20 protein-coding genes are annotated in these 25156 nt (G+C 44.2%); 8 read left to right on the forward strand and 12 right to left on the reverse strand.

Annotation, left to right across the window (positions count from 1 at the left end; translation table 11 throughout):
* The first annotated feature begins 69 nt into the window (after window positions 1–69).
* Window positions 70–1443, forward strand: a complete 1374-nt coding sequence (gene hemN / locus ACYRYG_RS06930) for an oxygen-independent coproporphyrinogen III oxidase (RefSeq protein WP_293419736.1) — start codon at window positions 70–72, stop codon at window positions 1441–1443.
* A 55-nt stretch (window positions 1444–1498) separates the two neighbouring features.
* Window positions 1499–2854, forward strand: a complete 1356-nt coding sequence (gene hemG / locus ACYRYG_RS06935; protein ID WP_293419733.1) for a protoporphyrinogen oxidase — start codon at window positions 1499–1501, stop codon at window positions 2852–2854.
* 18 nt (window positions 2855–2872) lie between these two features.
* On the opposite strand, the gene ACYRYG_RS06940 is transcribed toward hemG, so the two are convergent.
* Complete coding sequence (locus ACYRYG_RS06940) at window positions 2873–3742, reverse strand: aldose 1-epimerase family protein (protein ID WP_293419730.1); 870 nt, start codon at window positions 3740–3742, stop codon at window positions 2873–2875.
* An 896-nt stretch (window positions 3743–4638) separates the two neighbouring features.
* Window positions 4639–4767, reverse strand: a complete 129-nt coding sequence (locus ACYRYG_RS06945) for a hypothetical protein (protein WP_293423584.1) — start codon at window positions 4765–4767, stop codon at window positions 4639–4641.
* A gap of 301 nt (window positions 4768–5068) precedes the next feature.
* On the opposite strand from ACYRYG_RS06945, the gene kdsA reads away from it, so the two are divergent.
* The 4 genes from kdsA (at window position 5069) to ACYRYG_RS06965 (ending at window position 8981) form a co-directional block, all read left to right on the forward strand.
* The gene (gene kdsA, locus ACYRYG_RS06950) at window positions 5069–5824 is read left to right on the forward strand and encodes a 3-deoxy-8-phosphooctulonate synthase (protein WP_293416691.1); all 756 of its coding nucleotides are present in this window, start codon (window positions 5069–5071) and stop codon (window positions 5822–5824) included.
* Window positions 5825–5895: 71 nt separating this feature from the next.
* Window positions 5896–6876: a KpsF/GutQ family sugar-phosphate isomerase gene (locus ACYRYG_RS06955; RefSeq protein ID WP_293416689.1), complete on the forward strand. Its 981-nt coding sequence runs from the start codon at window positions 5896–5898 to the stop codon at window positions 6874–6876.
* A gap of 64 nt (window positions 6877–6940) precedes the next feature.
* Complete coding sequence (cls, locus tag ACYRYG_RS06960) at window positions 6941–8260, forward strand: cardiolipin synthase (RefSeq protein WP_293416687.1); 1320 nt, start codon at window positions 6941–6943, stop codon at window positions 8258–8260.
* Between the two features lie 91 nt (window positions 8261–8351).
* Window positions 8352–8981, forward strand: coding sequence for a response regulator transcription factor (locus ACYRYG_RS06965; RefSeq protein ID WP_293416685.1), 630 nt, complete (start codon window positions 8352–8354; stop codon window positions 8979–8981).
* A 20-nt stretch (window positions 8982–9001) separates the two neighbouring features.
* On the opposite strand, the gene ACYRYG_RS06970 is transcribed toward ACYRYG_RS06965, so the two are convergent.
* From ACYRYG_RS06970 to ACYRYG_RS07015, 10 genes are all read right to left on the reverse strand, one after another.
* Window positions 9002–9871: a VIT1/CCC1 transporter family protein gene (locus tag ACYRYG_RS06970; RefSeq protein ID WP_293416683.1), complete on the reverse strand. Its 870-nt coding sequence runs from the start codon at window positions 9869–9871 to the stop codon at window positions 9002–9004.
* Between the two features lie 207 nt (window positions 9872–10078).
* Window positions 10079–11128, reverse strand: coding sequence for a ribonucleotide-diphosphate reductase subunit beta (locus tag ACYRYG_RS06975; RefSeq protein WP_293429410.1), 1050 nt, complete (start codon window positions 11126–11128; stop codon window positions 10079–10081).
* Between the two features lie 29 nt (window positions 11129–11157).
* Window positions 11158–13677 carry a ribonucleoside-diphosphate reductase subunit alpha gene (locus tag ACYRYG_RS06980; RefSeq protein ID WP_293416678.1) on the reverse strand — a complete coding sequence of 840 codons (2520 nt, stop codon included), beginning with the start codon at window positions 13675–13677 and terminating at the stop codon, window positions 11158–11160.
* A 122-nt stretch (window positions 13678–13799) separates the two neighbouring features.
* Window positions 13800–14264: an anaerobic ribonucleoside-triphosphate reductase activating protein gene (gene nrdG, locus ACYRYG_RS06985; protein WP_293416676.1), complete on the reverse strand. Its 465-nt coding sequence runs from the start codon at window positions 14262–14264 to the stop codon at window positions 13800–13802.
* Window positions 14258–16411 carry an anaerobic ribonucleoside-triphosphate reductase gene (nrdD, locus tag ACYRYG_RS06990; RefSeq protein ID WP_293416674.1) on the reverse strand — a complete coding sequence of 718 codons (2154 nt, stop codon included), beginning with the start codon at window positions 16409–16411 and terminating at the stop codon, window positions 14258–14260. The genes nrdG and nrdD overlap by 7 nt, the downstream gene beginning before the upstream one ends.
* A gap of 636 nt (window positions 16412–17047) precedes the next feature.
* Complete coding sequence (locus ACYRYG_RS06995; RefSeq protein ID WP_293416693.1) at window positions 17048–18004, reverse strand: LuxR C-terminal-related transcriptional regulator; 957 nt, start codon at window positions 18002–18004, stop codon at window positions 17048–17050.
* Window positions 18005–18221: 217 nt separating this feature from the next.
* Entirely contained in the window at window positions 18222–19754 is a 1533-nt protein-coding gene (gene rny, locus ACYRYG_RS07000) for a ribonuclease Y (RefSeq protein ID WP_293416672.1), read from the reverse strand.
* Window positions 19755–19778: 24 nt separating this feature from the next.
* Entirely contained in the window at window positions 19779–20093 is a 315-nt protein-coding gene (locus ACYRYG_RS07005) for a cell division protein ZapA (RefSeq protein WP_293416670.1), read from the reverse strand.
* A 94-nt stretch (window positions 20094–20187) separates the two neighbouring features.
* Window positions 20188–20490: a hypothetical protein gene (locus tag ACYRYG_RS07010; protein ID WP_293416668.1), complete on the reverse strand. Its 303-nt coding sequence runs from the start codon at window positions 20488–20490 to the stop codon at window positions 20188–20190.
* Window positions 20491–20633: 143 nt separating this feature from the next.
* The gene (locus ACYRYG_RS07015) at window positions 20634–21287 is read right to left on the reverse strand and encodes a hypothetical protein (protein ID WP_293416666.1); all 654 of its coding nucleotides are present in this window, start codon (window positions 21285–21287) and stop codon (window positions 20634–20636) included.
* A 311-nt stretch (window positions 21288–21598) separates the two neighbouring features.
* On the opposite strand from ACYRYG_RS07015, the gene rfbA reads away from it, so the two are divergent.
* Both rfbA and ACYRYG_RS07025 read left to right on the forward strand, forming a co-directional pair.
* Window positions 21599–22486: a glucose-1-phosphate thymidylyltransferase RfbA gene (gene rfbA, locus ACYRYG_RS07020; protein ID WP_293416664.1), complete on the forward strand. Its 888-nt coding sequence runs from the start codon at window positions 21599–21601 to the stop codon at window positions 22484–22486.
* A 78-nt stretch (window positions 22487–22564) separates the two neighbouring features.
* Entirely contained in the window at window positions 22565–25120 is a 2556-nt protein-coding gene (locus ACYRYG_RS07025; RefSeq protein ID WP_293416662.1) for a GumC family protein, read from the forward strand.
* Window positions 25121–25156: the final 36 nt, after the last annotated feature.

The raw sequence follows: 25156 nt of genomic DNA on the forward strand, positions 1-25156 counted from the left end.
TCTCCTTACTCATCATCACCAAAGAGCTACCTGAAAAAGATATTTCAATTTTTAAAGAATATAAACAGCATGACAACCGAAGAATTGATCAAGAAATATAACGTCCCCACCCCCCGCTATACCAGCTATCCCCCCGCCAACTATTTTAATGAAGCTTTTAAGGAAACCGATTACAGAAAAGCTATCGTTGACTCTAATCAGTTATCACCTAAATCTTTATCTTTCTACATCCATGTCCCCTTTTGCCCCCAACTCTGTTATTATTGCGGATGCAATTCCTATCCTATGGAAAAGAAAGCCACGGTAGAAGCCTATATGGAAGCCATTAAGAAAGAAATCAAACTGGTCATACCGCTATTAGACAGAAATCGGAAAATCGCTCAGATTCATTACGGAGGGGGCACTCCAACCGCCATCCCCTTACACTTCCTGAAAGAAATCAACGAATTACTTCTCTCCTCTTTTCCACATATCGAACACCCGGAAATAGCCATAGAATGTCATCCGGGCTATCTCACAGAGAACAACTGGCTGGAGCTGTTGGAGGCAGGCTTCAATCGTTGCAGCATCGGAGTCCAGGATTTTGACGACAAGGTACTGAAGACCTGCAACAGGCGTCCGTCTCTCCTGCCCATGGAGACTATTTTACAATTGCTGCACTCGCATGGACTTACCGTTAACATGGATTTCATCTATGGTCTTCCCGGACAAACGGCAAAAAGTTTTGGAAGAGCCATCAACAAGGCTGCGCAACTCAAGCCGGACCGTCTCGTTACCTTCTCTTACGCCCATGTACCCTGGGTAAACAAAAACCAGTTGATTCTTGAAAAGGCAGGACTGCCACCGACAGAGGAAAAAAGTCAGATGTACCGCCGGGCCGCAGAAATCATGACCGCCAACGGATATGTGCCCATCGGCCTGGATCACTTCGTACGGCCAGAGGATACTCTGAACAAGGCCCTGCAAAACGGGCTGCTGAGCCGCAATTTCCAAGGCTATTGCACACGGGCGACAACAGGCCAGGTATATGCCTTCGGGGTGACCGGTATCAGCCAGTTGACAGCAGCATATTGTCAGAACTTACGCAGCATCCCGGAATATATTAAACTTGTCAATGAGGGACATCTGCCGGTAATGAGGGGATATGCTCTGAACAAGGAAGAACAGTTGGTACGTGAAGTCATCACCACCCTGATGTGCAATGAACGGTTAAACTGGAAAGAACTCTCAGGACATATCGGCATTCCTGCAGAGGAAATCAAGCGCCGCCTGGCATACGATGAGAGCAAACTGAAAGAAATGGCAGAGGACGGAATCATTCTCTATTCACCAGACGAGATTAAGGTGAACCGAGGAAAGAATGTCTTTCTGCGCAATGTAGCTGCCGTATTCGATCCCCTCATGCGTAACGGGAAAGCAAAGAAATTCTCTAAACCGGTATAGATCTCACAGGAACCCGTTTTTGAGAATAAACGAGAATAAAAAATGACAAATCATTATGGACGAAGAAGTTGATGTAGTCGTTATCGGTGCAGGAATTACAGGACTAGTTACCACCTTCCTGTTACAGGAAAAAGGAATAAGGGTTTTACTATTGGAAAAGGCAGACCGCATAGGCGGACAGTTGCATACTCTCAGTGATGAGGGGTATTTATTCGAATCAGGACCAAATACCGGAGTCCTTTCCAACTGCGAAGTTGTAAAACTGTTTGAAAAGCTCCACGGTGACTGTTCCCCGCAGATTGCGCAACAGGAATCCAAGGTCAGGCTGATCTGGAAAGACGGGAGTTTCTGCCCATTACCCAGCAACCTGTCCACAGCCCTCTCCACCCAATTGTTCTCGTGGCATGATAAAGTGAACATACTTTTTGAACCTTTCCGCGAACAAGGAAATGATCCGTTTGAAAGTATCGCATCACTGGTCAAACGCCGCTTGGGAAAATCTTATCTCAACTATGCCGTCGATCCCTTTATTTCAGGAGTATACGCCGGTGATCCGGATCGGCTGGTCACACGGTTCGCCCTACCCAAACTTTATATGCTGGAACACGAATACGGGAGTTTTATACGAGGATCCATCAAGCGTCATAAGGCCTTGGCCGAGGAGAAAAGACAAGGCATCAGCAAAGCAGTTTTTTCCGTGAAGGGAGGCTTTGAACAATTAGTAAAGGCCATCGGCAGGCAAATACCCGGCGACACCATCAAGACCCGGACAGGAAAGATCACCACTGAACCCGTTGCAGGCGGTTGGCTGACCACCCTCACGGACCAAGGGAAAAAGATCCATTCCAAATATGTCATCACCACAGTGCCCGCCTATGCCCTGCCTGCCATGCTCCCCTTTATAACGGAGAAGGACATGCGACCTATTGCATCACTGGACTATGCCCCTATTATTCAGATAGGAGTAGGACTCAAAGATGGCAGCCTTGTTCCAAAAGCTTTCGGCGGACTGGTTCCATCTATTGAAAAGGAAAAAGTGCTGGGTATCCTTTTCAATTCTTCATGCTATAATGACAGAGCCCCCTCAGGAGCTGCCTCGTTGTCCTTTTTCTTCGGGGGGATGAAACATCAGGAAATGCTGGATCTGTCCGATCAGGAATTATACTCTCTGGTCACAGATGCCCTGCACAGGATGTTGTCATACCCCAAAGGTACGCGACCGGATAAATTCCACGTTTTCCGGCATTCCAAGGCAATACCGCAATATGAAGCAGACAGTGAACGACGCATCAAAATTGTGGAAGAGTTACAGAGACAGTACAAAGGACTCATCCTGGCAGGAGGCCTGCGGGATGGCATAGGCCTTGCCGATCGAATCAAGCAAGCCACCCGACTGGCAAATATAGTTTAATTATTCCATGGCCAAGATCTATGATCCCACCGTAATAATATATTCACTCATGAAACTCGAACCGGGCAGGAGTTGGTTCATCAGATATTTGTTCCGGAAATCTCCCTCATAGCCCACCTCATCATGGATGCCATACCAAGGTTCGATACAGACGAAAGGAGCATGCTTTCCGGCAGGGCTCCAGATCCCCAAAGCAGGTGCCTTTGTGTCCAGCGCGATGACAGTGTGCCTCGTTTTATCCAGGAGTTCAATATGCTGTAACTGACTACGGTCAAAGATCAAGGCATCATCAGCAAAATCCTCCTCGGTAAAATGTAACAGTCCATGATCCGTTTTCAACGGATGCCGGCTTTTGGTAATACATCCACCGACATTCCCGTACAGACGTTCAAGTTGGGTCTTGCCTAAATTCAGTGTTCCGGCCAGAGGCTCACCCTTTACTGCACCGGGCACCCGGAATGCAGGATGACCGCCGATCTGGAAATAAAGGATCTTATGATCCGTATTTTCCACATGCCAGACCACATGAATATGATTACCGTCAAGGCGATAAGTAACGGCCAGATTAAAGTGAAAGGGATATACTTTCAAGGTCTCCTCATTCTCGTGAAAAGCGAAGGTAATATGATTCTCACCCTTTCTAATTACCGTAAATTCATTATCACGAGCAAAACCGTGGCGTGTCAAATGATAAGGTATACCATCCAGTCGATAAGTATCCTTCCACAATCCGCAGACGATTGGAAAAAGGATCGGAGAATGGCGGTTCCAGTAGTCCTGGTCACCATCCCATAGATACTCCACACCGTTTACGTCCCTGATGCTCTGAAGTTCAGCTCCCAGGGAAGACACACACAACGTAAGTTTGTCATTTCTGATCTGTTCCATGTTTTAACCTTTAAGAGATTATTCTACAAATATAGCATTTTATTTTCAAACGGAAAAATATCTGACAAAATAAAACGATCAGGCAGCGGCTGCCTGTAATCCCAGTTACTGCCGGAATCTGGAAAGATAAATTCTCGGGAGCCCAACTTTATCCTATCCCAAGTCATATCACAGATTAAAGGGCTCCTTTTATTTTCAGAATAATTATAGTCGTCTAATTGGCTATACAAATAAGCAGCAGTATATCTATGATTTTTATGGTCTTAAAGTCAGTCTGACGCCTGATTCTGGGAGGTATAGTCATTGAGGAGCAAAATGCACCATTTCGGGGTACCATAATGCACCATTTTGGTGGAGCGAAATGCACCATATCGGTCACAATTGACTATCACCGTGAGAATCAGTGACTATGATCCATTCTTATCGTTAACAAAACAACAATATTATTTGAGCCAAGATCGTCCTAAAACAAAAAATCGGACAAGGATCACTCCCCTCCGACACTCAGGTTTCCGCCTCACGGCGTTCACCTTTAACATAAACTCTTTTTTGATAATCCTGAAATTCTAACAATCTTTCACTTAATACCTATTCATTATCCTTACATTCCAATCTTTATCTTTACCTTAACTAACACCTCTCGAAACAATCTTTTTTACCTTTACCTTAATCTAATACCTTTTTCACATCCTGAATCTTCAATCTTCTTGATTACCTTAAACTAATACCTTACTTCAAACTCTTACCTGATTACCAATCTCTAAACCTTCTAATTACCTATTGACGATGCAAAGATAATCATTGTGTACGGACACACCAAATATTTTCAGTATTTTTTGCATAAATAAATCTTGATTTTGATTTAAATCAATAGAAAGCTCCCAAAATAAGGTTAGTTAACCATTCCTGTCAAAGAAAAGACCGGTAATGATCAATTCAAAAGAATCCATGATTCCACCAATCCATGATCTTATTCTGAAAGCAGCAACCTGCACACCTGCCAGATCATTTAAGAGACCTGGCATTCTATTTTGACTTAAAAATCAATAAAAGTTGAAAGTCCCTACTGAAAACACTAATTTTTTATTACTTTTGCCGTTGGACAAGCCCCATTGGTAAAACTCCCATTAATGTCTGCAAAGACTTTTACGATAATATATAATAGGTTTACCTGAAAAAGAAGCAAGCAGACAGGGTGTCCTATCAGAAGCTGGAAAGGATAGAATTCCAGGCAAAAAAGATTTACGGATAAAAATACAAACGAAAGTTAAAGATTTGGCTCTTCAGTTAGATTTAATTAACTTTGCAAAACTTACGGAAAAAGATATGAAAACAGTATTCATCGCCGGTCCCTGCGTTATTGAGTCCATGGAACTCCTGGAAACTGTAGCACAGGAACTCGTGAGAATCAACCGGCAATTAGGTACAGACATCATTTTCAAGGCCTCCTTTGATAAGGCCAACCGTACCTCTATTCATTCCTTCCGAGGTCCCGGACTTGACCACGGATTGCAGATGCTTTCAGACATCAAGGAAAAGTACGGGCTCCGGATCACCACAGATATTCACGAAAGTTATCAGGCTGCGCCTGCAGGCGAGGTGTGCGATGTGATTCAGATACCAGCCTTTTTATGCCGGCAAACCGATCTTCTGTCAGCTGCAGCACATACAGGAAAGACCGTAAACATCAAGAAGGCACAGTTCCTGAGCGGCAGAGATATGCGTTATGCAGTAGAAAAGGCCCAGGACAGCGGAGCCCGTGAAGTATGGCTCACCGAAAGGGGCAACAGTTTCGGATACAACAATCTGGTGGTGGACTTCCGTAATATCCCCGACATGAAAGAGATTGTGCCGACCGTAATCATGGACTGCACACACAGCGTACAACGCCCGGGAGCAGGGAATGCCAAAACAGTAGGCGACCGGAAGTTTGTCCCTTGCATGGCATTTGCAGCAAAGGCTTTCGGAGCCACCGGTTACTTCTTTGAAGTACATCCTGACCCGGACAGGGGGCTCAGTGATGCCGCCAACATGCTGGAGCTGAACAAACTGGAAGGGATTATCCGTCAACTCCTATTGTGAGTACTCTCCTCAACGCATTAAAATTTCAATCATCCACTCAATTCCAACCCCTCTGATAAGATCAGAAAATCATGACCACAACAACCCTAGAAGAAAAAATGTCAAAAGTCCGGCAAGTCGGAGAACAATGCCTGCGAGATGAGGCACAAGCCATACTGGATATGATCCCGCACATGGATAGTAATTTCGACAAAGCCGTAGACATGATGTACCACTGTAAAGGAAAGGTTATCGTCACAGGTGTAGGAAAAAGTGGCAATATAGGTGCAAAGATAGCAGCTACTCTCGCTTCTACAGGAACGCCCGCATTCTTTATCAATCCGTTGGATATGTACCATGGAGATCTCGGCGTGATGACGGAAGGCGACATTGTGCTGGCTTTATCCAACAGCGGACAGACCGATGAACTATTACGTTTCATACCAATAGTCCTGCACATGAATATTCCGATCATCGCCATGAGCGGAAATGTCAATTCCCTTCTGGCAAAATATTCCACCATCCACATACTGGTCAGCGTGAAGAAAGAGGCCTGCCCACTGAACCTTGTCCCGACCAGCAGCACCACAGCCGCACTGGCGATGGGGGATGCACTGGCTGTCGCATTGATGGAGGTCAGGGATTTCAAGCCACATGACTTCGCACAATTCCACCCGGGGGGAGAACTGGGCAAACGGTTGCTAACAACTGCTGAAGATGTGATGAGGACAACAGAGATGCCTGTCATCCCACAAGAAATGCACCTGGGAGAAGCGATCATTCATGTCAGCAAAGGCAAACTGGGCTTAGGTGTCTCCGTCAACAAGGAGGGAGCTGTCATCGGACTGATTACGGATGGAGACATACGCCGGGCGATGGAACGCTGGCAGGCAAAGTTTTTCGATCACACCGTGAGCGATATTATGACCCGGGAGCCGAAGATGGTTTCCCCTACAACAAAGGTGGTAGAAATACAGGGAATCATGAATCACAACAAAATCCATACGGTACTAGTCGTTGACAAGGATAAACATCTGCTGGGAGTAGTAGACCATTATGCCTGCATGATTTAAAGTCATATCCAAAACAAACAGAACAACTCATCAGAATTTATACTCACACACGCATCATCCAACAATGAAATATCCTAAGTTTTTTCTTCTCTTCCTCTTCTCCTTGCTGTGCCTGACAACCAGTGCCGAACGGAAAGAGTCTTTTAACGAGTACAATACAGATTCCTCTTACACTGTACAGACAGCAGATTCCATGCTTGCAAGAACGCTGCGATTACATGGCATAAAATTCACACATAATAATTCCGTCGTCCTCCTCGAAACCGGAAGGCAAAAATTCAAAGATCTTTTCAAGGCCATCCGTGATGCCAGGAGCAGCATACACATGGAATATTTCAATTTCCGCAATGACTCCATCACCCATAAGCTCATCAAGTTGCTGGCGAAGAAAGTAAAACAAGGAGTAGAGGTACGGCTCCTGTTCGACGGATTCGGAAACTGTTCCAACAATAAACCCTTGAAGAAAACAAACATTGATTCGATCCGTCAGTCGGGAATCGAGATCTATGAATATAAACCTGTACGCTTCCCCTGGATAGATGACTTCTTCAATCGTGATCACCGTAAAATCGTCGTCATCGATGGAAAGATAGCCTATACAGGCGGAATGAATGTAGCCGACTATTATATCACGGGCAAGCCGAAGATCGGGCCATGGCATGACATGCATTGCCGTATAGACGGTGACGCCGTGAACACATTACAGTCGATCTTCCTGAGAATGTGGAAGAAAGTGAGCCACCAGGACGTGCATGGCTGGAAATACTACCGTGGAGGTGTACCGGCAGATTATTTTACGGACCTCAAACCGGACACCACGCCCACACGCTACCAGAAGATGGTAGGGATCATCAACCGTGAGCCGCATACAAGCAATGACATTATCCGCCTGTTCTATCTCAATGCCATCAATGATGCTCACGACAGTATTGAAATCATCAACCCATACTTCACCTTGAGCCACAAACTGATGAAGGCGCTGGAGAAAGCTGTCAGGAGAGGTGTAAAGGTAGAGATCATGCTCTCCACAAAATGTGACGTGCCCCTGACACCAGACTGTGGACTCTATAATGCCCACCTGCTGATGGAACACGGCTGTAAGATATGGATGTTCACGGCAGGATTCCATCATACTAAGATCATCATGGTGGATGGACGGATCTGTACGGTAGGATCAGCCAACCTGGACTCACGGAGTCTCCGCTGGGACTATGAAGACAATGCCGTCATACTGGACAAATATACGACTCAGCAGCTCTGCGACCTTTTTGACCGAGAAAAGAAACAGAGTTTCCTGCTCACTGAAAAGAAGTGGAAAGAATGGCGGACGCCGTGGCAGCGCTTCCGCGGGACTTTCGCCAAGATGCTCTCCCCTTTCCTTTGATCAAGGACAAGAGAAAAGGGCAGTCAGGAATATTCTCCCTGAAAGATAAAAAACTTTTTGAAGGGAGCATTAACATATAAACAGAAAAGAAATGGAAGACAAGAAAAATCCAAATCCGGTATCCATGATGAGAGGACGTCCCAAACTCGCCATCATTGATTCCAATACCCTGGCAGAAATCGGCTTGAAACAGATGCTGCATGATGTCATACCTTTCATGGATATTGAGACCTTCTACTCTTTTGATGACCTGAAAGGACATCATCCCGACACCTTCTTCCACTATTTTGTAACCAACGACATAGTCCTAACCCATCGCCTCTTTTTTCTGAAAAGACAGCACAAGACTATCGTGTTGACCAACTCCGCTGATCCGAACACATGGATGAAAGATTTCCATTATATCTGTGTCAATGTACCTGAAAAACAACTGGTCAAATCCCTGTTGCGTCTGGAACAGTTCGGGCATCCCCATGGCAAGAACCTTCCCCCCATGCCCAAAGCAGTAGAATCAAAAGTCCTCACTGACCGGGAAGTTGAAGTCCTGTCCCTTATTGCCCAAGGTTACCTGAACAAGGAGATAGCAGACAAACTGAATATTTGCCTGACAACCGTGATCACCCACAGGAAAAACATCCAGGAGAAATTAGGCAAGAAAAGTGTTGCTGCCCTTACCATTTATGCCGTCATGCACGGATATGTCGACATCAATAAGATCTAAGAAACAAGCACGAGGACGGATCACCCGACGCCTACGATCAACTTGAGAAGATACCCAATGACGAAACTAAGACCAGCCACGCTGAAACTGAGAACAGCCATCCCCGAAAAACGCTTCCGGAAATTCTCCCCTCGAGCTACGGAATAATAATAGTTGAAGGCTGCAATGATCAGCAGGGCCATCGCCAGCATGATCACAAGGGCAACGATAACATTGTTGAATATCATGAAAGGCGCTATCAGCGCAACGACTGTTACAAGATAAGCAAACCCGGTATAAACGGCCGCCTTTACCGGTTTTTTATGATCTTCACCATCTGATTTTGTCGATAGATATTCAGAGGAGGCCATGGACAAGGCTGCGGCAACACCGGTAATGCTCCCCGTAAGGGCAATCAGGGTACTATTGTTAAGAGCCAGCGTATATCCGGCGAGTGCACCGGTAAATTCTACCAGAGCATCATTCAACCCCAGAACAACAGACCCCATATAGTTTAACCGCTCCTCATTGATCATCGCGATAAGTTCATCTTCATGCCGGTTCTCGTCAATGGTCATATCATGAACATCCGGGTAATCGGTATACACCCGATACGCCGTCTGTGAATCGATTTCTGATGCCTCCATCTTCTTAATGGCAAAAGTATTCCCAAGAATCTTTGCCATCCAGTAAAAAGTATTCACGGTTAACATGTCCGGCTTCACATCTGTCTGAGTGTAATGCCGCAGGATATTGTAGTGTTTTTGCTCCTCATGAGTAATACGGATCAGAATGTTCTTGTTTGCTTCATTCTTTTCCACCGATGCCAGTTTCTGATAAACATAAGATGCTGTCAACTCCCCCCGCTGATAACGAAGGAAATCAGCCCTGTCTTTTTCTAATAGATCCATTATTTTTTACTTTATACGCTGAAAATGCCCCCTTCCTGCACATCGTATATAGATCGGATGAAGAGCACCTAAAGCATTCTTTTCGCCCGCAAAGTTACAAATTAATTCCTATACGACCCAAATAATCTTGCAGGAATATGACAAAGACAGGAAAGCAGGGCTCCATTCCTGCGCTTAAGCTGCTATTCATCAGACATATCCGATAATCTACAAATCATCCAGCAAAGCCGTGCTTTTAGCATAAGCAGTACTCTTCGCTTCAAAAAAATCAGTTTTCACCATATTGGCATTAGAATACAGTGACACCCAGTGCATGTTCTCCGGTTCCTTCCGATTATCTTCAAAAAGGTATCCCAGTCCCAGACTGGACCAGCGCAGGTTACCAAGATAACGGATATAGTCAGACACCGTTTTCGTATTCAGTCCCGGAATCTCATCACCTATCACATACTGCCCCCAGGCAATCTCCTGACGGACGCCTTCAAGCATCATCTTTTTATATTCCTCTATCCTGTCATCCGTAAAGAGATCCGGTTCCTCTTTCTTCAGTTCCAGAATGATATTACGAAACAGCCACAGATGGTTATTCTCATCCCTGTTGATATATCTGATCTCCTGAGCAGAACCTGACATCTTCCCGTTACGGCTCAGGTTATAGAAGAACATAAAACCGCTATAAAAATAAATACCCTCCAGGATGAAATTAGCAACCAATACCTTCATCAGTCTGAATTTGTCACGACATTCATGAAACTCATTGTAACAGTCACCGATAAACTGATTTCTCCGGAGCAGATGCTCATCCGTCTTCCACTGATACAAAATGTCATTCCGTTCTTCCGGACTACATATCGTATCCAGCATGTAACTGTAACTCTGGCTGTGAACACATTCCTGAAAAGTCTGGATATGAAGGCATAGATTCACTTCATTGGCAGTAATATACTCACTAATCGTCGGCAGATTATTACTCTGAAGAGAATCCAGGAACACCAGGAAACTCAATATCTTATCATAAGCCGTACGTTCACTCTTTTCCAGCAACGGATAATCCTTTACATCCTGAGACAGATTTATCTCTTCCGGTATCCAGAAATTATTCATCGCCTGACGATACCAATCGTTTACCCACTCATATCTGATATTATTGAAATCATTCAGGTTGGTACTGTTTCCCCCTATCATTCTCCTCAATCTCAGGTCAGTGTCTCCATTGGGATTAAAGAGCGTATTCCTTCTCAATTGTCCTGTTTCCATTATCATTCTATTTTTCCATTACATACCCTTCAAGCCGAGCAACTATCACATTCTTCTATCTCAAGCGACTTGCTGCGCACATAATAAAGCGTCTTGACTCCACACTTCCACGCCAGCAGATAAAGATTAAGTACCTGCCGCATCGTATAATGATTTGTAATATAAAGGTTCACGCTTTGTGACTGGTCAATATGCCTTTGCCTGATTCCGGCAGCCCTGATGCTCCACTGCTGGTCGATCAGATAAGCACTTTTATACATCCAATAAGTCGCATCTGACAATTCAGGAGCTACACGGGGAAGCATGGCACCTCTTTTTTCCTCCAGGAAGAAATGCTTCATAATAGGATCCAGTCCTGCCGTAGTACCGGAAATAATGCTGGTGCTGCTGGTAGGAGCCACTGCCAGAAGATAGGCATTGCGCATACCGTAGGCAGAGACCTTTCCGGCCAATTTCCCCCATCTTTCAGAAGTGTAGCCACGTTTCCGGAAATAAGCTCCCGTCTGCCAGTCACTGCCCTTGAAATACGCATAAGCGCCCTTTTCCTGTGCCAGCTCACAACTGGCCTCTATCGCCGCATAATTGATGGTTTCAAAAATTTCATCAGCAAATCTCAAGTGCTCTTCACTCTCCCATCTGATTTTTCTTTTAGCCAGTGCATGGTGATAGCCGCTGACTCCCAAGCCGATGCTACGATACCTGTGATTGGTTATCTCAGCAAAAGGCACAGGATAGAAATTAAGGTCTATTACATTATCCAACGCCCTGACCACCGTTGCGATCTTATCTTTCATGGCCCTCTTATCCTCCAGAGGCAACCTGCCAAGAGTCAGACTGGCAAGATTACAGACTACAAAATCACCAGCCTTAACCGTGCTGACGACCACCGTATCACCATCCACTGTTTTTATCTCCCTGGAAACACTTTCAATAGGAGCCATGTTCTGAGCGATCTCAGTGCAAAGATTAGAACAATAGATCATGCCCTTATGAGGATTGGGATTAGCCCTGTTGACCGCATCCCTGTTAAAGGTAAAAGGCGTACCGGTTTCCACCGCCGACCGCAAGATGAGTCGCACCACATCCTTGATGCTGATTACCCGGCGTGACAAGCGCCGGTCTGAAACACATTCCTTATAGCGTTTCTCCCACTCTTCGCCATAATAGTCCTCCAGGCAGTAACCTTTCACACGCATGATCTCATTGGGACAAAAGAGGGACCAACTCTGATTAATATCCTCCTCTGCCATTCTCCAGAACAAATCAGGATAACATACCGCCGGAAAGACATCATGTGCCTTCATACGGTCATCACCATTATTGGTACGAAGTTGAAGAAATTCAGGCAGATCCTTGTGCCATACATCAAGATATACCGCTACAGCACCCTGGCGGACGCCCAACTGGTCCACGGCTACAGCAGTATCATTCACCAACTTGATCCATCTGATCACTCCGCCTGCAACCCCCTTAAAGCCCCGGATAGTACCCCCTGTAGCGCGCACCTTACCAAAATACAAGCCCATCCCGCCACCGAACTTGCTGACTTGAGAGAAATTATCCACACTGCGGTAGATGCCCTCCAGACTATCCGGAACCGTATCAATGAAACAACTGGAGAGCTGATGACAAGGTTTACGGGCATTAGACATCGTCGGGGTAGCCATCGTCACTTCCAGGCAGCTCAGCAGATCATAGATCTTCTGCACCCACTGAAGGCGGTTTTTCTTTTCAGGCATAGCCAGATGTAAAGCAATCCCCAGGAACATTTCCTGGACTCTCTCCACAGGCTGTCCATCAAAGGTCCGGATCAGATAACGTTTTACCAACAGGTCCAGACCTGAATAGTTCAGTAGATGATCTCGCTCTGCCTTCATGAAAACAGCCGACTGCTCTATCTCTTCCCGGGTATAAGACTTGAGGATGTAATCACCATAAAGTCCTTCAGCCGTAAGATAAGCTACTTTCTCATAAAAGGAATGAAGATTCAATTCTGCTTCCCGTTTTCCAATGTTCCGGTTCAGCATGAAGTTGAGAATACGTGCTGAGATCATCTCCCAGGCAGGAGCTTTAGGTGTAGTCAGTTCTACAGAAGCCTTGATCAAAGCCAAGAGCCCTTCCTCGCTTTTCATCTGTGGATGATAAAAACCAGAAAATTTATCGTCCAGGATCACCATACCATATTCCTTAGCCCGGAACGCATGGGATACGGACTTCAGCACTTCATCCAGATCTGGGACCCCTATCCTGTCAGTAATATGGACAATAGCCTGCCGCTCCTCGCTACGGCTTCCGCGAAAAAGGATATAACTCTTAGCCTCATCATAAAAGCCATGCGTCATCAGGCATTTTTCCACCTTATCCTGAATGCTCTCCACATCCCTTTTCGACGGATGGTCCGCTATATATCGTTCCACCTCAAGTACAATACCTTTCAATTCATTGTCTGTAATGAACCGACTTGTACTTGCAAAACTCTTTCTGATGGCTGCCGAAATCTTCTGTCCATCAAAAGTTTCCGCCGTCCCATTTCTCTTGATTATCTCCATACCTTCTATTCTATCAACAGACCAAGATTCTGACCTGTCCATTCACCTGCCCTTACGGACTATATCCCTTCTACTTGCAGAAAATCATCCCATGAATGGTCCCTAACCAGAAACGCGACATATCACTTTTTCCAGAACCGGGAAGTCACATCCCGAAATTCTCCATCAGTTTTTTTGTACAGTCTCTGGTTGGTGGTCTTTTCCTTTAATCCACCAAGTTGACTTTCATACGGGCCCAACTTAATAAAATCAAAGTTCTCTTTATTAATTGCCACGGACAGTTTCTGCCTTCCACTGTACCACCCTACCTTATATTCAGGATAAGTCTTATGAACGTAAGCAGCAAGTCTGTCAACCTCGGCAGGATCACTGTCACCGCCCATAAAACTGATACAGGTAATATCCGGTCCCAGTTTCTTAGCCCACAGATCAATCACCCCGGGGGTAAGTTCTTCACCAATATCCTTCCATAGATAAGAGCTATGACATCCCGGACACCTGATAGGACAATTGGAAATGTTTACAGCCAGAGTAACTTCATCCGGGATCTCCTGGAAAACGATGCCCGTATTCACATATTTCAGCATTTCTCTGTCTCCCCGGATTTCACCGTATCCAGTTCCTTGTTGACCGGTCCGATATGGTCTGGTGAAATATAGAAGCGGCGATGAGCCTCTTGCTGGCGTGCCTGAGAGAAATTACTCACCCGTTTCAGATAACCGATGACACGAGTCAGATAGTCTACATTCTTAGAATGGCAGACCGGACACTCATGAAGATAGCGCTTGTCAATATGTCCGCAGTCGTTACAGACCGTATTCGGAATATTGTAGGTAAAATAGTTGCAGCCTTCCTTGGCAGCCACCTTAAAAAGCTGTCGATACTGAGCCTTGCTCAGATGCTCTTCCAGATTCAGATGCAGGGCCGATCCCCCGGTAAGATGCTCTATATAGGGCGCACCATGCAGTTTGAATTTATCTATAACACTCAGACTGTCATCCTCCACAACGTAAAAATAACTGTTATAACAATCACGCGGGACGAAATAGCCGTCTTCGCGATCCCATTTGGCATGTTTGACTCCTACATTCTCAGCAGGGATCATCTCGCAGTTGAACATGACGTCCTTGGAACGGTATTTCTTATTACAAGCTTCTACAATACCCAATACTCCCTGGACAAAGTGCAGATAGTCTGGATTATCATTGATCTTCAGACCCAGGAATTCAGCGGCTTCAACCAGTCCGTTAACTCCGATGGTCAAATACTGACGCTTAATGTTAATGTAACCTGCATCAAAAAGCGGCAGCATTCCGTGCCTTTGCAATTCTTTCAAATTCTCATTATAAGCCAGTTGAACCTTATGGCAGAGTTCTACCACTTCACTGAGGACCTTTTTGTAATCCATTTTATGATTGACAGCAAACTGGATGGTACGGTTCAGATTGATGGTCAGTACGCTCTTGGAACCTGTGCTGACGCCGCCTGCTCCCAAGGTATAGCTAAAGCCATTGTCCTGTATCTCATTTCTCAAACGGCAACAACTGCTCAAGGAATCAGGTTTGTCACTTAAGTAAGTAAAGAAACTATGTCCTTCGGCATACATCTCTGAAGAGAAGTCCGCCCATTCTTTATCCTTGCAATCCCCGTTCGCTGTCAGCATAGCCATGGTTTCCACGGGAAAGGTCAAAACTGTCTTTGTCCGCTCCTGGTTGAACCATTTCATGAAACGCTTTTGCAGCCAGTCAACCCCCTTCCAATCTGGACGGCTGCCATCAGGAAAATAGAAATTATCAAACAGACTTTCAAAATAGTATTTGTCATAATAGGAGATGTTCCAGAATACGGCCTGATAATTACGGGCACCCGTAGGCTGGTTGAGCGAATATACGATCTGTTCAAAACAATCTGTAATGACCTTATCAAGGGTACGCTTTTTCAAACTCAGATCGACGACCTCGTCTGCCCGCTTGTAATAATCTTTCCCATATTCCTTTTCGACGAAATAATTCATATACATCAGGAATTCAGGGGTAGCACAGGCACCGGAAAGCATTGAACTGACCATAAAGACCATATTGATAAAACCTCCGCAAAAACTCTTCAGATTAGTCGGGGCGGAAGAATTGCCTCCTATGGAAGTTGTCCCACCCAACAACCATGGATACATAGTAATACTGGCACAATAGTTTGCCAGTGATGTCTCATCGTTTTTATAGATAAAATGATGGGTGAGAAGATCGAGGTACTGATCGGCAAGTTCCTTCCCGTACATAGCCTTAATGCGGTCTGTCAGCAGACGACGGTTCAGGCGGATAAACCCTGCCTTAGGGAGTTCGCCGATCAGTGTAGCTATATTTTTGTGCTCTACATTAGCATTGGCATCATACTTTGAACCCGTAGCAGCATTGGAAGCCTCACAATAATCCGTCAGGAACTTCAACTTTCTCAACGTCTCACGGTCTTCAGCATGCTGCTGGCGGTAAAGCATAAAACTCTTGGCCACCTTATAATATCCTTCACGCATTAAAGACTCTTCAACCTCATTCTGAATATCTTCAACTTTAATTCCTTCCTGAATATCCAGATGACTGATGATCTTGGATACAGCTCCCAAATCCACAGGCTCGTTTACAGAATCAAATGCCTTAATGATTGCATTCATAATTTTGTCCAGCGAGAAGCGCTCTTTTTTTCCATCGCGCTTCGTAATGGTAAAACTTTGCATTTCCATAATCTCAATGAGTATAAAATTAAAACGATTGACAGGTCAGACCTTCTAACAACTTCGTGCCTATTTTAATCTAAAGAATTATATTTTCAGATAACTTTTCATTATTCATTTTATAAAAAGTTCTCCATTTTATCAAACTTCACAAATGCAAAGATAGAATAAAAAATCTGAAGAAAGACCTTCTAAAGGTCATTTTTTGTTCCATATTTTAATTATTTAAGCATTCAAATTATGCCATTTATCATTTATAACCGGTAACTATACGGATAATAATACTTTAGCACCCTGGGCCGAAGTATTACAAGAGAAAAGACTATTAAAGGTCAGGAAGTTCAAACATTTCCAACATAAATAAATCTTATCTATGACTTATTTGAAAACTTCTAAAAATAAATCTTCATATAATTTACAGAAAAAGCATATTATTGAAACAGATAAATCATATTTATTTCATTCCATCAATAAGCCAATCCATTTTCCATGAATAAAGCCACAGCAACAAGATCACAAGAGAACCTTCATCCTATCCGAATATAAAACTAAAAATGCTAAAGGATATTTGTCATGAAGATTACGAAAACAACAAGGCATCGAACAAGACCGATCGTCTTTGCCGAAAAAGAGAAAAGGACAAAATCAGAATTTTACAGTTGAAATATCTACCAGATGATTGACAATAGCATAGATCGTCAGTCCGGCAGGAGAATGAATCTGTAATTTCTTAGCTATATTCCTGCGGTGAGTAATAACCGTATTGACAGAAATGAAAAGATGCTCAGCTATCTCCTTGTTAGTCATCCCCTGGACCAAAGATACGATAACATCCTTCTCTCTATCACTCAAGGTCTCATTATTCCCCACATTTGTATGGAGCATTTTCGAGATATTCGCGCTCACATCATCATTCCTGCTCTTCAGTTCCAGGTTATGGATAGCCGGAATGAACATATTGTCTTCAACCCGGGCATGCTGACTCAGCCATTCCTCATTATTATAGATATCATATAGAGTAGCACTCAGAATATTATTATGCAAGCCATCCGAAGGCAGATATTTTATAATAATATTCTTCAGTTCCTTCAGTTTCTGATCTATCTGATTATGATGTCTTGAGAAAGTTTCAATATTATAATCAGCGGTCGGGTTCCCTTCCAGAAGACTATGTACGTAAGGAAAGGCAGTCCTCTCCTCATATTTCATGTGATTGATCACGCTATGAGCATAATCGTCATAGAGCTGAAGGATAAGTTTTGCGAGTTCATTGCTTTCGTCAAGGGCCTCAAGAAGTTCCTTGCGGATAAAAGGAAGTTGAAAATCTATGAAATAAGCATGTGAAGCCGTAAGATATTGCAATAGCGTAGGAATAGACAACCGGTCAAGGCCGTCCCGGTCCAGATAACCGTTAATCGTAAAATTCACGACAGCCAGAAAAGTATAAGTATCTACTTTCTGCTCTTCGCAAACTTCCTGGACGGTCTTATCACCAAAGCCCAAATTGATCCCGAAAGAGCCAAGGCTCTGCAAGATATTGTAATTGTCACTGATAATAGAAATCATCTTATCATTAGCTTCATACATCTTCAGGTTTTTCATCATCCTTTGCTTTGATATTTTCAGAGTACAAATATAAGTATTTTTATCCAACTACACAATACCTAAAAATAATGATGATGGTTTTAATAAGAAAAAGACCAGGTCTGTCAATATCTCAAGTGATCCCAACCCACAGAACACAATGAAGGCTGCCATGAATGGCAGCCTTCATCAACTTTTTATGAAACAGATTACCGATCATAGATCGGAAAAATCTTCATTTCGCGTAGGCGACACTCCGCGTTTCCCTGATCACGGTGATCTTCACCTGTCCCGGATAGGTCATCTCACTCTGGACCTTCGATGCGATCTCATCACTGAGTTTTGCACTTTCATCATCCGTCATCTTATCAGCCCCCACGATCACACGAAGTTCACGACCAGCCTGAATGGCATAAGTTTTGGTAACGCCAGGATAACTCATCGCAATAGCCTCAAGGTCGTTCAAGCGCTTGATATAAGCCTCCACCACCTCTCTACGGGCACCAGGACGAGCACCGGAAATGGCATCACATACCTGTACGATAGGAGCAAGCAAAGTCTTCATCTCCACTTCATCATGATGGGCAGCAATGGCATTGACAATATCCGGTTTTTCCTTATACTTCTCTGCTATCTTCGCGCCATAGAGAGCATGTGGGAGTTCACTCTCTTCATCCGGCACCTTTCCGATGTCATGGAGCAGTCCGGCGCGCTTAGCCTTCTTAGGATTCAAGCCTAACTCAGAAGCCATCACTGCACAAAGATTCGCTGTTTCGCGAGCGTGTTGCAGTAGATTCTGGCCGTAGGAAGAACGGTATTTCATTTTTCCGATAATACGGATCAATTCAGGATGCAAGCCATGGATTCCAAGGTCTATGGCAGTACGCTTACCCGTTTCAATAATTTCATTATCCAGTTGTTTCTTCACTTTTGCGACCACCTCTTCTATACGAGCCGGGTGGATACGACCATCAGCGACCAACTGATGTAAAGCGAGCCGGCAGACTTCACGGCGAACCGGATCAAAGGCTGAAATGACTACAGCATCAGGAGTATCATCCACGACAATTTCGACACCTGTTGCAGCCTCCAGGGCACGGATATTGCGTCCTTCACGGCCAATAATACGCCCCTTCACTTCATCATTATCAATATGGAACACACTTACGGAATTCTCGATGGCCGTCTCTGTTGCTACCCTCTGGATGGTCGTAATGACTATTTTCTTTGCTTCTTTCTCTGCATTCAGCCTGGCCTCATCCATGGCCTCGTTCACATAACTTGCCGCATCAAGTTTAGCCTGTCCCTTCAAACTCTCAACGAGTCGGTTCTTTGCCTCTTCAGCTTTCAACCCGGACAGTTCTTCCAACTTCTCCTGTTCCTGCTTCTGCATCTTGTCAAGTTCCTGCTGACGGCTCTCGAGAAGTTTCTGCTCATTGGCAATACGCTGCTGCTGGAGATCCAAATCCTGCTTGCGCCGCCCCAGATCCTCCTGACGCTGATTCAGTGACAGGTCACGCTGTTTCAAATGATTCTCACACTGCTGAATTTTTGCATTACGCTGGCGTACTTCCGTCTCCAGTTCAGCCTTCTTGTTCAAGAATGTTTCTTTCACTTCAAGGAGCTTTTTTTCCTTTACGACTTCCGCATCCTTCTTGGCAGTCTCCATTAACTCATTATATTTTCCTTTGACGATATAACGGAAAATAGAATAGCCTATAGCACCTCCAACGACGAGTGCCATAACGGCGATTATGATTATTGACATTTATAAAATTGTTTAATGATGATACTATTCTTTCCTCAGAACCTCCTCAATTTCCGAAGTCAACTGGGAGAGAACAGTATTATAAGGAGCTGTATCGTTTTGTCCTTTCTGCTTTTCATAGCGCATAGCGATGTCAACCAGGCACATATACAAAATTTCCTTATCACTCTTCACTTCTTTGTAGTGAGACGAATAAGTATTTACGACCTCATTGATTAATTTTGCCGCCTTTCGATAGTACTCTTCCTCGGTCTGATCATCGCGGGGAATCCTTACCGAAAGCATCGTATCATGCAGGTTCAGCCTTATGGTTAGTTTCTCTTTGTCTTCTTCTGCCATCGATTCAATTCTTGCTGCACATTTCATACGCCCCGAAAGGAAATCCTGACCCTGTTAATTTTCCTTTTGAGATGTCTGTCACGCAGTCATTTTCCTACTGTATGGATTGCTCATTCAGTAGTGTGATGCATTTGTTAACGTCTCTGATGAGCCTGGCTACTTTTTTCTTCGCCCCCTCGAGATCACTATCGCTCACCTCGATCATCTTGGCCATCTTGAGATTCTCATAGTCTCTCTGGGTCTGAGCCAACTTCTCCTGCAGATCTCTAATCCGATTGTCACGCTCTTCTAACTTCATCTGCAAGTCAAGAATCTCTTTTTTAAGATCATCAAAGCGGAGAATCATTTGCCTTACCCGGGTAGTAAACGTGTTCAAAATCTTCTCATTGGCATCCATACAGACTACTTTTAGGTCACAAATTTAATATAATTAATCGGTAATGCCAAATTTTACTCCATTTTTCTAATTTGCAGTTGTCAATTCTTCCGATCTGTTATCTGTCAACAGGTCTGCGGATATTTCGTCTTCCCTGCAAATTTTCATTTCCCCATTTTTGCCTTGGCCTCTTTAACTTGCTCTTTTGAAGGACGAGGCTCTTTTTTGGCCAGCATGACAACTTGATAAACAAAATCCGTCATCCATTTCTGACTGAAATTTAACCGGAGATTATATTTTCTTACAGCCATGACTGCCTTCACTACGCTCGGATCTTTAAAACTGTTTTTAGTAAAAACATCCTCCACCTGTTTTTGAGTTAAGGCATAGAGGGTTTTCTTAAAAATACCAGGGATACGGAGTTTAAACTTCATCAGATTACCCATAAGCATCATCAATTCCTGGGTAAAACCTTGAAACTGGACAAGGAAAGGATTTACCTGCTGGATATTACGGCAATTCTTCTTGATCGTCTGATCGATCTCATCAAAGAAATCTTCATCGGTCTTATACAGATTCTTCATCATTTTCTTCGCTGCCGACTTTTCCCCCACTCCGAGTTTGTTATGAACAGTAGCCACATGAAGAGTCTGTTTGAAGACACGGAGATCAGGCAGCATATTCAGATTAGTGATGCCTAACTTTGCAGCCAGGGCAGCCTGGAGATACACCCTCACGAGGGTCATATAATCTTCCATCCCACCGACTTTCTCCTTCGGTGCCGTTTTCCGCCCAAACCATTTTTCCAATATTCCCATAATGTTATTCTATCGATTGATAAAAAATTGAAACAATATAATAAGTATGTGCAAAGATAGCAGAAATATCGCGAAAAGCAAAATTTTCGATTGAAAACCTATTTTACAATCAACGAATACCTGTCTTTCAACACTTTCAAAAGGATTTTTATACTAATAAAAGAACAGATTCAAAAAAATTGATTAACTTTGCACCCATAGCGTCACCGAACGTCATCAAGGTTTCACGACCGATTTGAGCAATAGTTCAATAATAAAGGAAAAGGCGTACGCAGAATTATAAAGAATCAAGAAACATTCTATTTTTCAACATGAGAGGTATCGTTTTAGCTGGCGGTTCAGGAACACGCCTTTATCCTATTACGAAGGGAATCAGCAAGCAACTCATTCCCATCTTTGACAAACCTATGATTTATTATCCTATTTCAGTACTGATGCTGGCTGGAATACGCGACATTCTGATCATCTCCACTCCCTACGACCTGCCTGCCTTCAGACGTCTTTTAGGTGATGGAAAGGATCTGGGCATGCATTTCGAATATGTGGAGCAGCCTCATCCTGATGGTCTTGCGCAAGCCTTCATTCTCGGCAAGACTTTCATAGGTTCAGATAGTGTCTGTCTCGTACTGGGAGATAACATCTTTTATGGGGCAGGGTTTACGGGCCTGCTGCAGGAAAGTGTAAAAGCCTGTGACCAAGACAAGGCCAGCGTCTTCGGCTACTATGTAAATGATCCGGAGCGTTATGGAGTGGCTGAGTTTGACTCTGCAGGCAACTGCCTGAGCATTGAAGAAAAACCTGAGCATCCTAAGAGTCATTATGCGGTGACAGGACTTTACTTTTATCCTAATTCTGTAGTTAATATTGCTGAACACATAAAGCCCAGCGCGCGCGGAGAATTGGAAATCACAAGTGTCAATCAGGAATATCTGCGGCATCATGCTTTAAAGGTTCGCACCTTGCCACGCGGCTTTGCATGGCTGGATACCGGCACTCATGACAGTCTGTCAGAAGCCAGCACTTTCATAGAAGTGATCGAAAAGAGACAAGGCCTGAAGATCGCCTGTCTCGAAGAGATTGCCTTCCAGCAGGGCTGGATCAACGCAGGACAATTAAAGGTCCTGGCACAGCCCATGTTAAAAAACAACTATGGGAAATACCTCTTTGACTTAGCTGAGGGAAAACAATATCTACCATAATAGCATAAAAGATTACCCGTGAAAATAGGGAATAACTCTATCCGGCTATACTCAAAGAAAAAATAGTAAAAGAAAATAATGGAAGAATACAAGAATACAGAATCGGCAAACACAGCTGATGAGCAGCAAGAAGAAAACGAGAAAGAATCATCTTTTGATTTTGCCACCCTTTATGCCACCGTCGTCCTGAATTGGAAATGGTTTGTCCTTTCGCTCATTGTCTGCCTGGGCTTAGCTTTCATCTATATCCGCTACAGCACGCCTGTCTGGCAGGCAGACGCCAAATTATTGATCAAAGACGATGATAGCAACTCCTCCTCAGGAGGACGGAACAATGACCTCCTGCAGAGCAGTTCCACCCTTGGACTGATCAGTGGTTCCAACGGAATTGATAATGAAATGGAAATCCTTTCGTCACACCTTTTAGCAGAAGGAGCCATCAATGATCTGAAACTGTACGTCAATTATAGTGCAAAAGGGCATATCAAGGACTATCTTCTCTATAAAGACGAACCTATATCCGTGGATATAGATCCTACCCATCTGGACAAACTCAACTATCCAATCAAACTCATCATTGAGCAGAGTGCCAAGGGGTACCACGTCACCGGAAAATATGCTGTCATAGACAAGATACATAGTAAAATCATTCCATATATCATTGACAGCACTTTCCCTTCTCTCCCAATAGGAATCGTTACACATGTCGGAGTACTGACTTTCCGCAAAACAGACACTCCCATGAATGGAATGACTGAAAAGGTGACTATCTATTCCTTAAAGATGATGTCCAAGAAATATGTAGAAAACCTTACCGTAAGCCAGACCAGCAAAAACACAAGCATTGCCCAACTTGTATTGCATGACGAGATACCGGACCGGGCTACGGACTACCTCACTGACTTAATACAAGTTTATAACCGCCAGGCTAATGAGGACAAGAATGAAGTAGCTGTGCGGACGGAAAATTTCATCAATAATCGTCTTGAGAAAATTAATGCTGAACTCGGCAACACTGAAGGGCAGTTAGAAAACTATAAAAAGCGCAATAATATGGTAGAGATGAAATTAAACTCTGCCCAGACTGTACAGGATGCAGATACTTACAGCCAGAAATTATCTGACGCCAACACTCAGATCGCTCTTCTGAGTTCCCTGCGGGATTATATGCGACGGCCGACAAACCGGTACCAGACTTTACCCTCCAATGTAGGCCTGACAGACCAGAGTGCCACCGAACTGATTAACAAATATAATGAGATCGTGCTGCAACGTAACAAATTGATGCGTAGTGCCAGCGAGAGTTCTCCAAGCGTGATCCCTCTGACTGCCCAGCTTAATGACCTCACCAACTCTATCCGCCATGCTGTAAACCAGGCTATCGAAGGATTGAATATCCAACGCAATTCAGTAGCCGAACTCTATGGAAAATATCAGAACCAGGTAGGAGAAACACCTGCACAGGAACGTATGCTGAACCAGATCGGACGCCAGCAGGATGTCAAGTCAGGTCTCTACCTTACTTTGCTTCAGAAACGTGAAGAGAATTCTATTAATCTTGCCGCTACAGTCGACAAGGGAAAATTAATTGATATTCCGGATGTGGAAGGTATCGTAAGCCCTAAAAAACCTTTGGTCTTTTTATTGGCGCTCATCCTCGGATTGGGTATCCCGGCACTCATCCTCTTCATCCTCCAGTTCTTCCATTATAAGATTGAAGGCCATGAAGATGTCGCAAAACTTACGAAATTACCTATTATTGCTGATGTAGCTGTAGCTAACGATAAGACCAAGGCAAAAGCTGACATCGTCGTGAGCGAGAATCAGAACAACCAGATGGAGGAAATCTTCAGAAGCATGCGTACCAACCTGCAATTCCTGATGAAGAAGGATCAGCAGGTGATCCTGTTCACCTCCTCTACCTCAGGGGAAGGTAAAACCTTCAACGCTGCTAACCTGGCCGTCAGTTTTGCTCTCTTAGGCAAGAAAGTCATCCTTCTGGGACTGGATATTCGCAAACCTCGTCTGGCCGAACTTTTCCAAATTCGTGATCACCATCATGGCATCACTCCTCTACTCGTCAATGATAACCCGTCAAAGGAGGAAATAGAGGGTCAGATATTACCTTCCGGCGTAAACAAGAACCTCGACTTATTGATGGCTGGTCCTACTCCGCCAAATCCGGCCGAACTGCTTACGCGCAGCAGTCTGGACAAGATCATAGCTATCCTGCGCAAAGATTATGACTATATCATCATTGACTCCGCTCCTGTAGGATTGGTTACAGATACCCTTCAAGTTGGTCGTGTATGTGATGCGACCGTCATCGTATGCAGGGCTGATTATACTCCGAAGGAGAGTTTCGGACTGATCAACAGTTTGTCTGACCAGAAGAAATTACCGAATATGTCCATTGTCATTAACGGTATTGACTTGAGCAAGAAGAAATACGGTTACTATTACGGTTATGGCAAATATGGGAAATATGGAAAGTACGGACATTATGGAAATTATGGTCATTATGGCAGCTATGGCAAATACGGGCACTATGGGAATTATGGTTCCTACGGCAGCTACGGCAGCTATGCCAACAGTCACTATGGCAAGAAGGATGATGATTCAGTAAAGAAATAAGTGGTATCCGGTAGGACTTAATCCTCTTACCGGATC

The organism is Segatella asaccharophila (assembly GCF_054687055.1).

Coding starts and splice junctions, on each gene's coding strand:
- hemN (WP_293419736.1), top strand. CDS start 70: ATGACAACCGAAGAATTGATCAAGAAATATAACGTCCCCACCCCCCGC.
- hemG (WP_293419733.1), top strand. CDS start 1,499: ATGGACGAAGAAGTTGATGTAGTCGTTATCGGTGCAGGAATTACAGGA.
- ACYRYG_RS06940 (WP_293419730.1), bottom strand. CDS start 3,742: ATGGAACAGATCAGAAATGACAAACTTACGTTGTGTGTGTCTTCCCTG.
- ACYRYG_RS06945 (WP_293423584.1), bottom strand. CDS start 4,767: ATGCCAGGTCTCTTAAATGATCTGGCAGGTGTGCAGGTTGCTGCTTTC.
- kdsA (WP_293416691.1), top strand. CDS start 5,069: ATGAAAACAGTATTCATCGCCGGTCCCTGCGTTATTGAGTCCATGGAA.
- ACYRYG_RS06955 (WP_293416689.1), top strand. CDS start 5,896: ATGACCACAACAACCCTAGAAGAAAAAATGTCAAAAGTCCGGCAAGTC.
- cls (WP_293416687.1), top strand. CDS start 6,941: ATGAAATATCCTAAGTTTTTTCTTCTCTTCCTCTTCTCCTTGCTGTGC.
- ACYRYG_RS06965 (WP_293416685.1), top strand. CDS start 8,352: ATGGAAGACAAGAAAAATCCAAATCCGGTATCCATGATGAGAGGACGT.
- ACYRYG_RS06970 (WP_293416683.1), bottom strand. CDS start 9,871: ATGGATCTATTAGAAAAAGACAGGGCTGATTTCCTTCGTTATCAGCGG.
- ACYRYG_RS06975 (WP_293429410.1), bottom strand. CDS start 11,128: ATGGAAACAGGACAATTGAGAAGGAATACGCTCTTTAATCCCAATGGA.
- ACYRYG_RS06980 (WP_293416678.1), bottom strand. CDS start 13,677: ATGGAGATAATCAAGAGAAATGGGACGGCGGAAACTTTTGATGGACAG.
- nrdG (WP_293416676.1), bottom strand. CDS start 14,264: ATGCTGAAATATGTGAATACGGGCATCGTTTTCCAGGAGATCCCGGAT.
- nrdD (WP_293416674.1), bottom strand. CDS start 16,411: ATGGAAATGCAAAGTTTTACCATTACGAAGCGCGATGGAAAAAAAGAG.
- ACYRYG_RS06995 (WP_293416693.1), bottom strand. CDS start 18,004: ATGAAAAACCTGAAGATGTATGAAGCTAATGATAAGATGATTTCTATT.
- rny (WP_293416672.1), bottom strand. CDS start 19,754: ATGTCAATAATCATAATCGCCGTTATGGCACTCGTCGTTGGAGGTGCT.
- ACYRYG_RS07005 (WP_293416670.1), bottom strand. CDS start 20,093: ATGGCAGAAGAAGACAAAGAGAAACTAACCATAAGGCTGAACCTGCAT.
- ACYRYG_RS07010 (WP_293416668.1), bottom strand. CDS start 20,490: ATGGATGCCAATGAGAAGATTTTGAACACGTTTACTACCCGGGTAAGG.
- ACYRYG_RS07015 (WP_293416666.1), bottom strand. CDS start 21,287: ATGGGAATATTGGAAAAATGGTTTGGGCGGAAAACGGCACCGAAGGAG.
- rfbA (WP_293416664.1), top strand. CDS start 21,599: ATGAGAGGTATCGTTTTAGCTGGCGGTTCAGGAACACGCCTTTATCCT.
- ACYRYG_RS07025 (WP_293416662.1), top strand. CDS start 22,565: ATGGAAGAATACAAGAATACAGAATCGGCAAACACAGCTGATGAGCAG.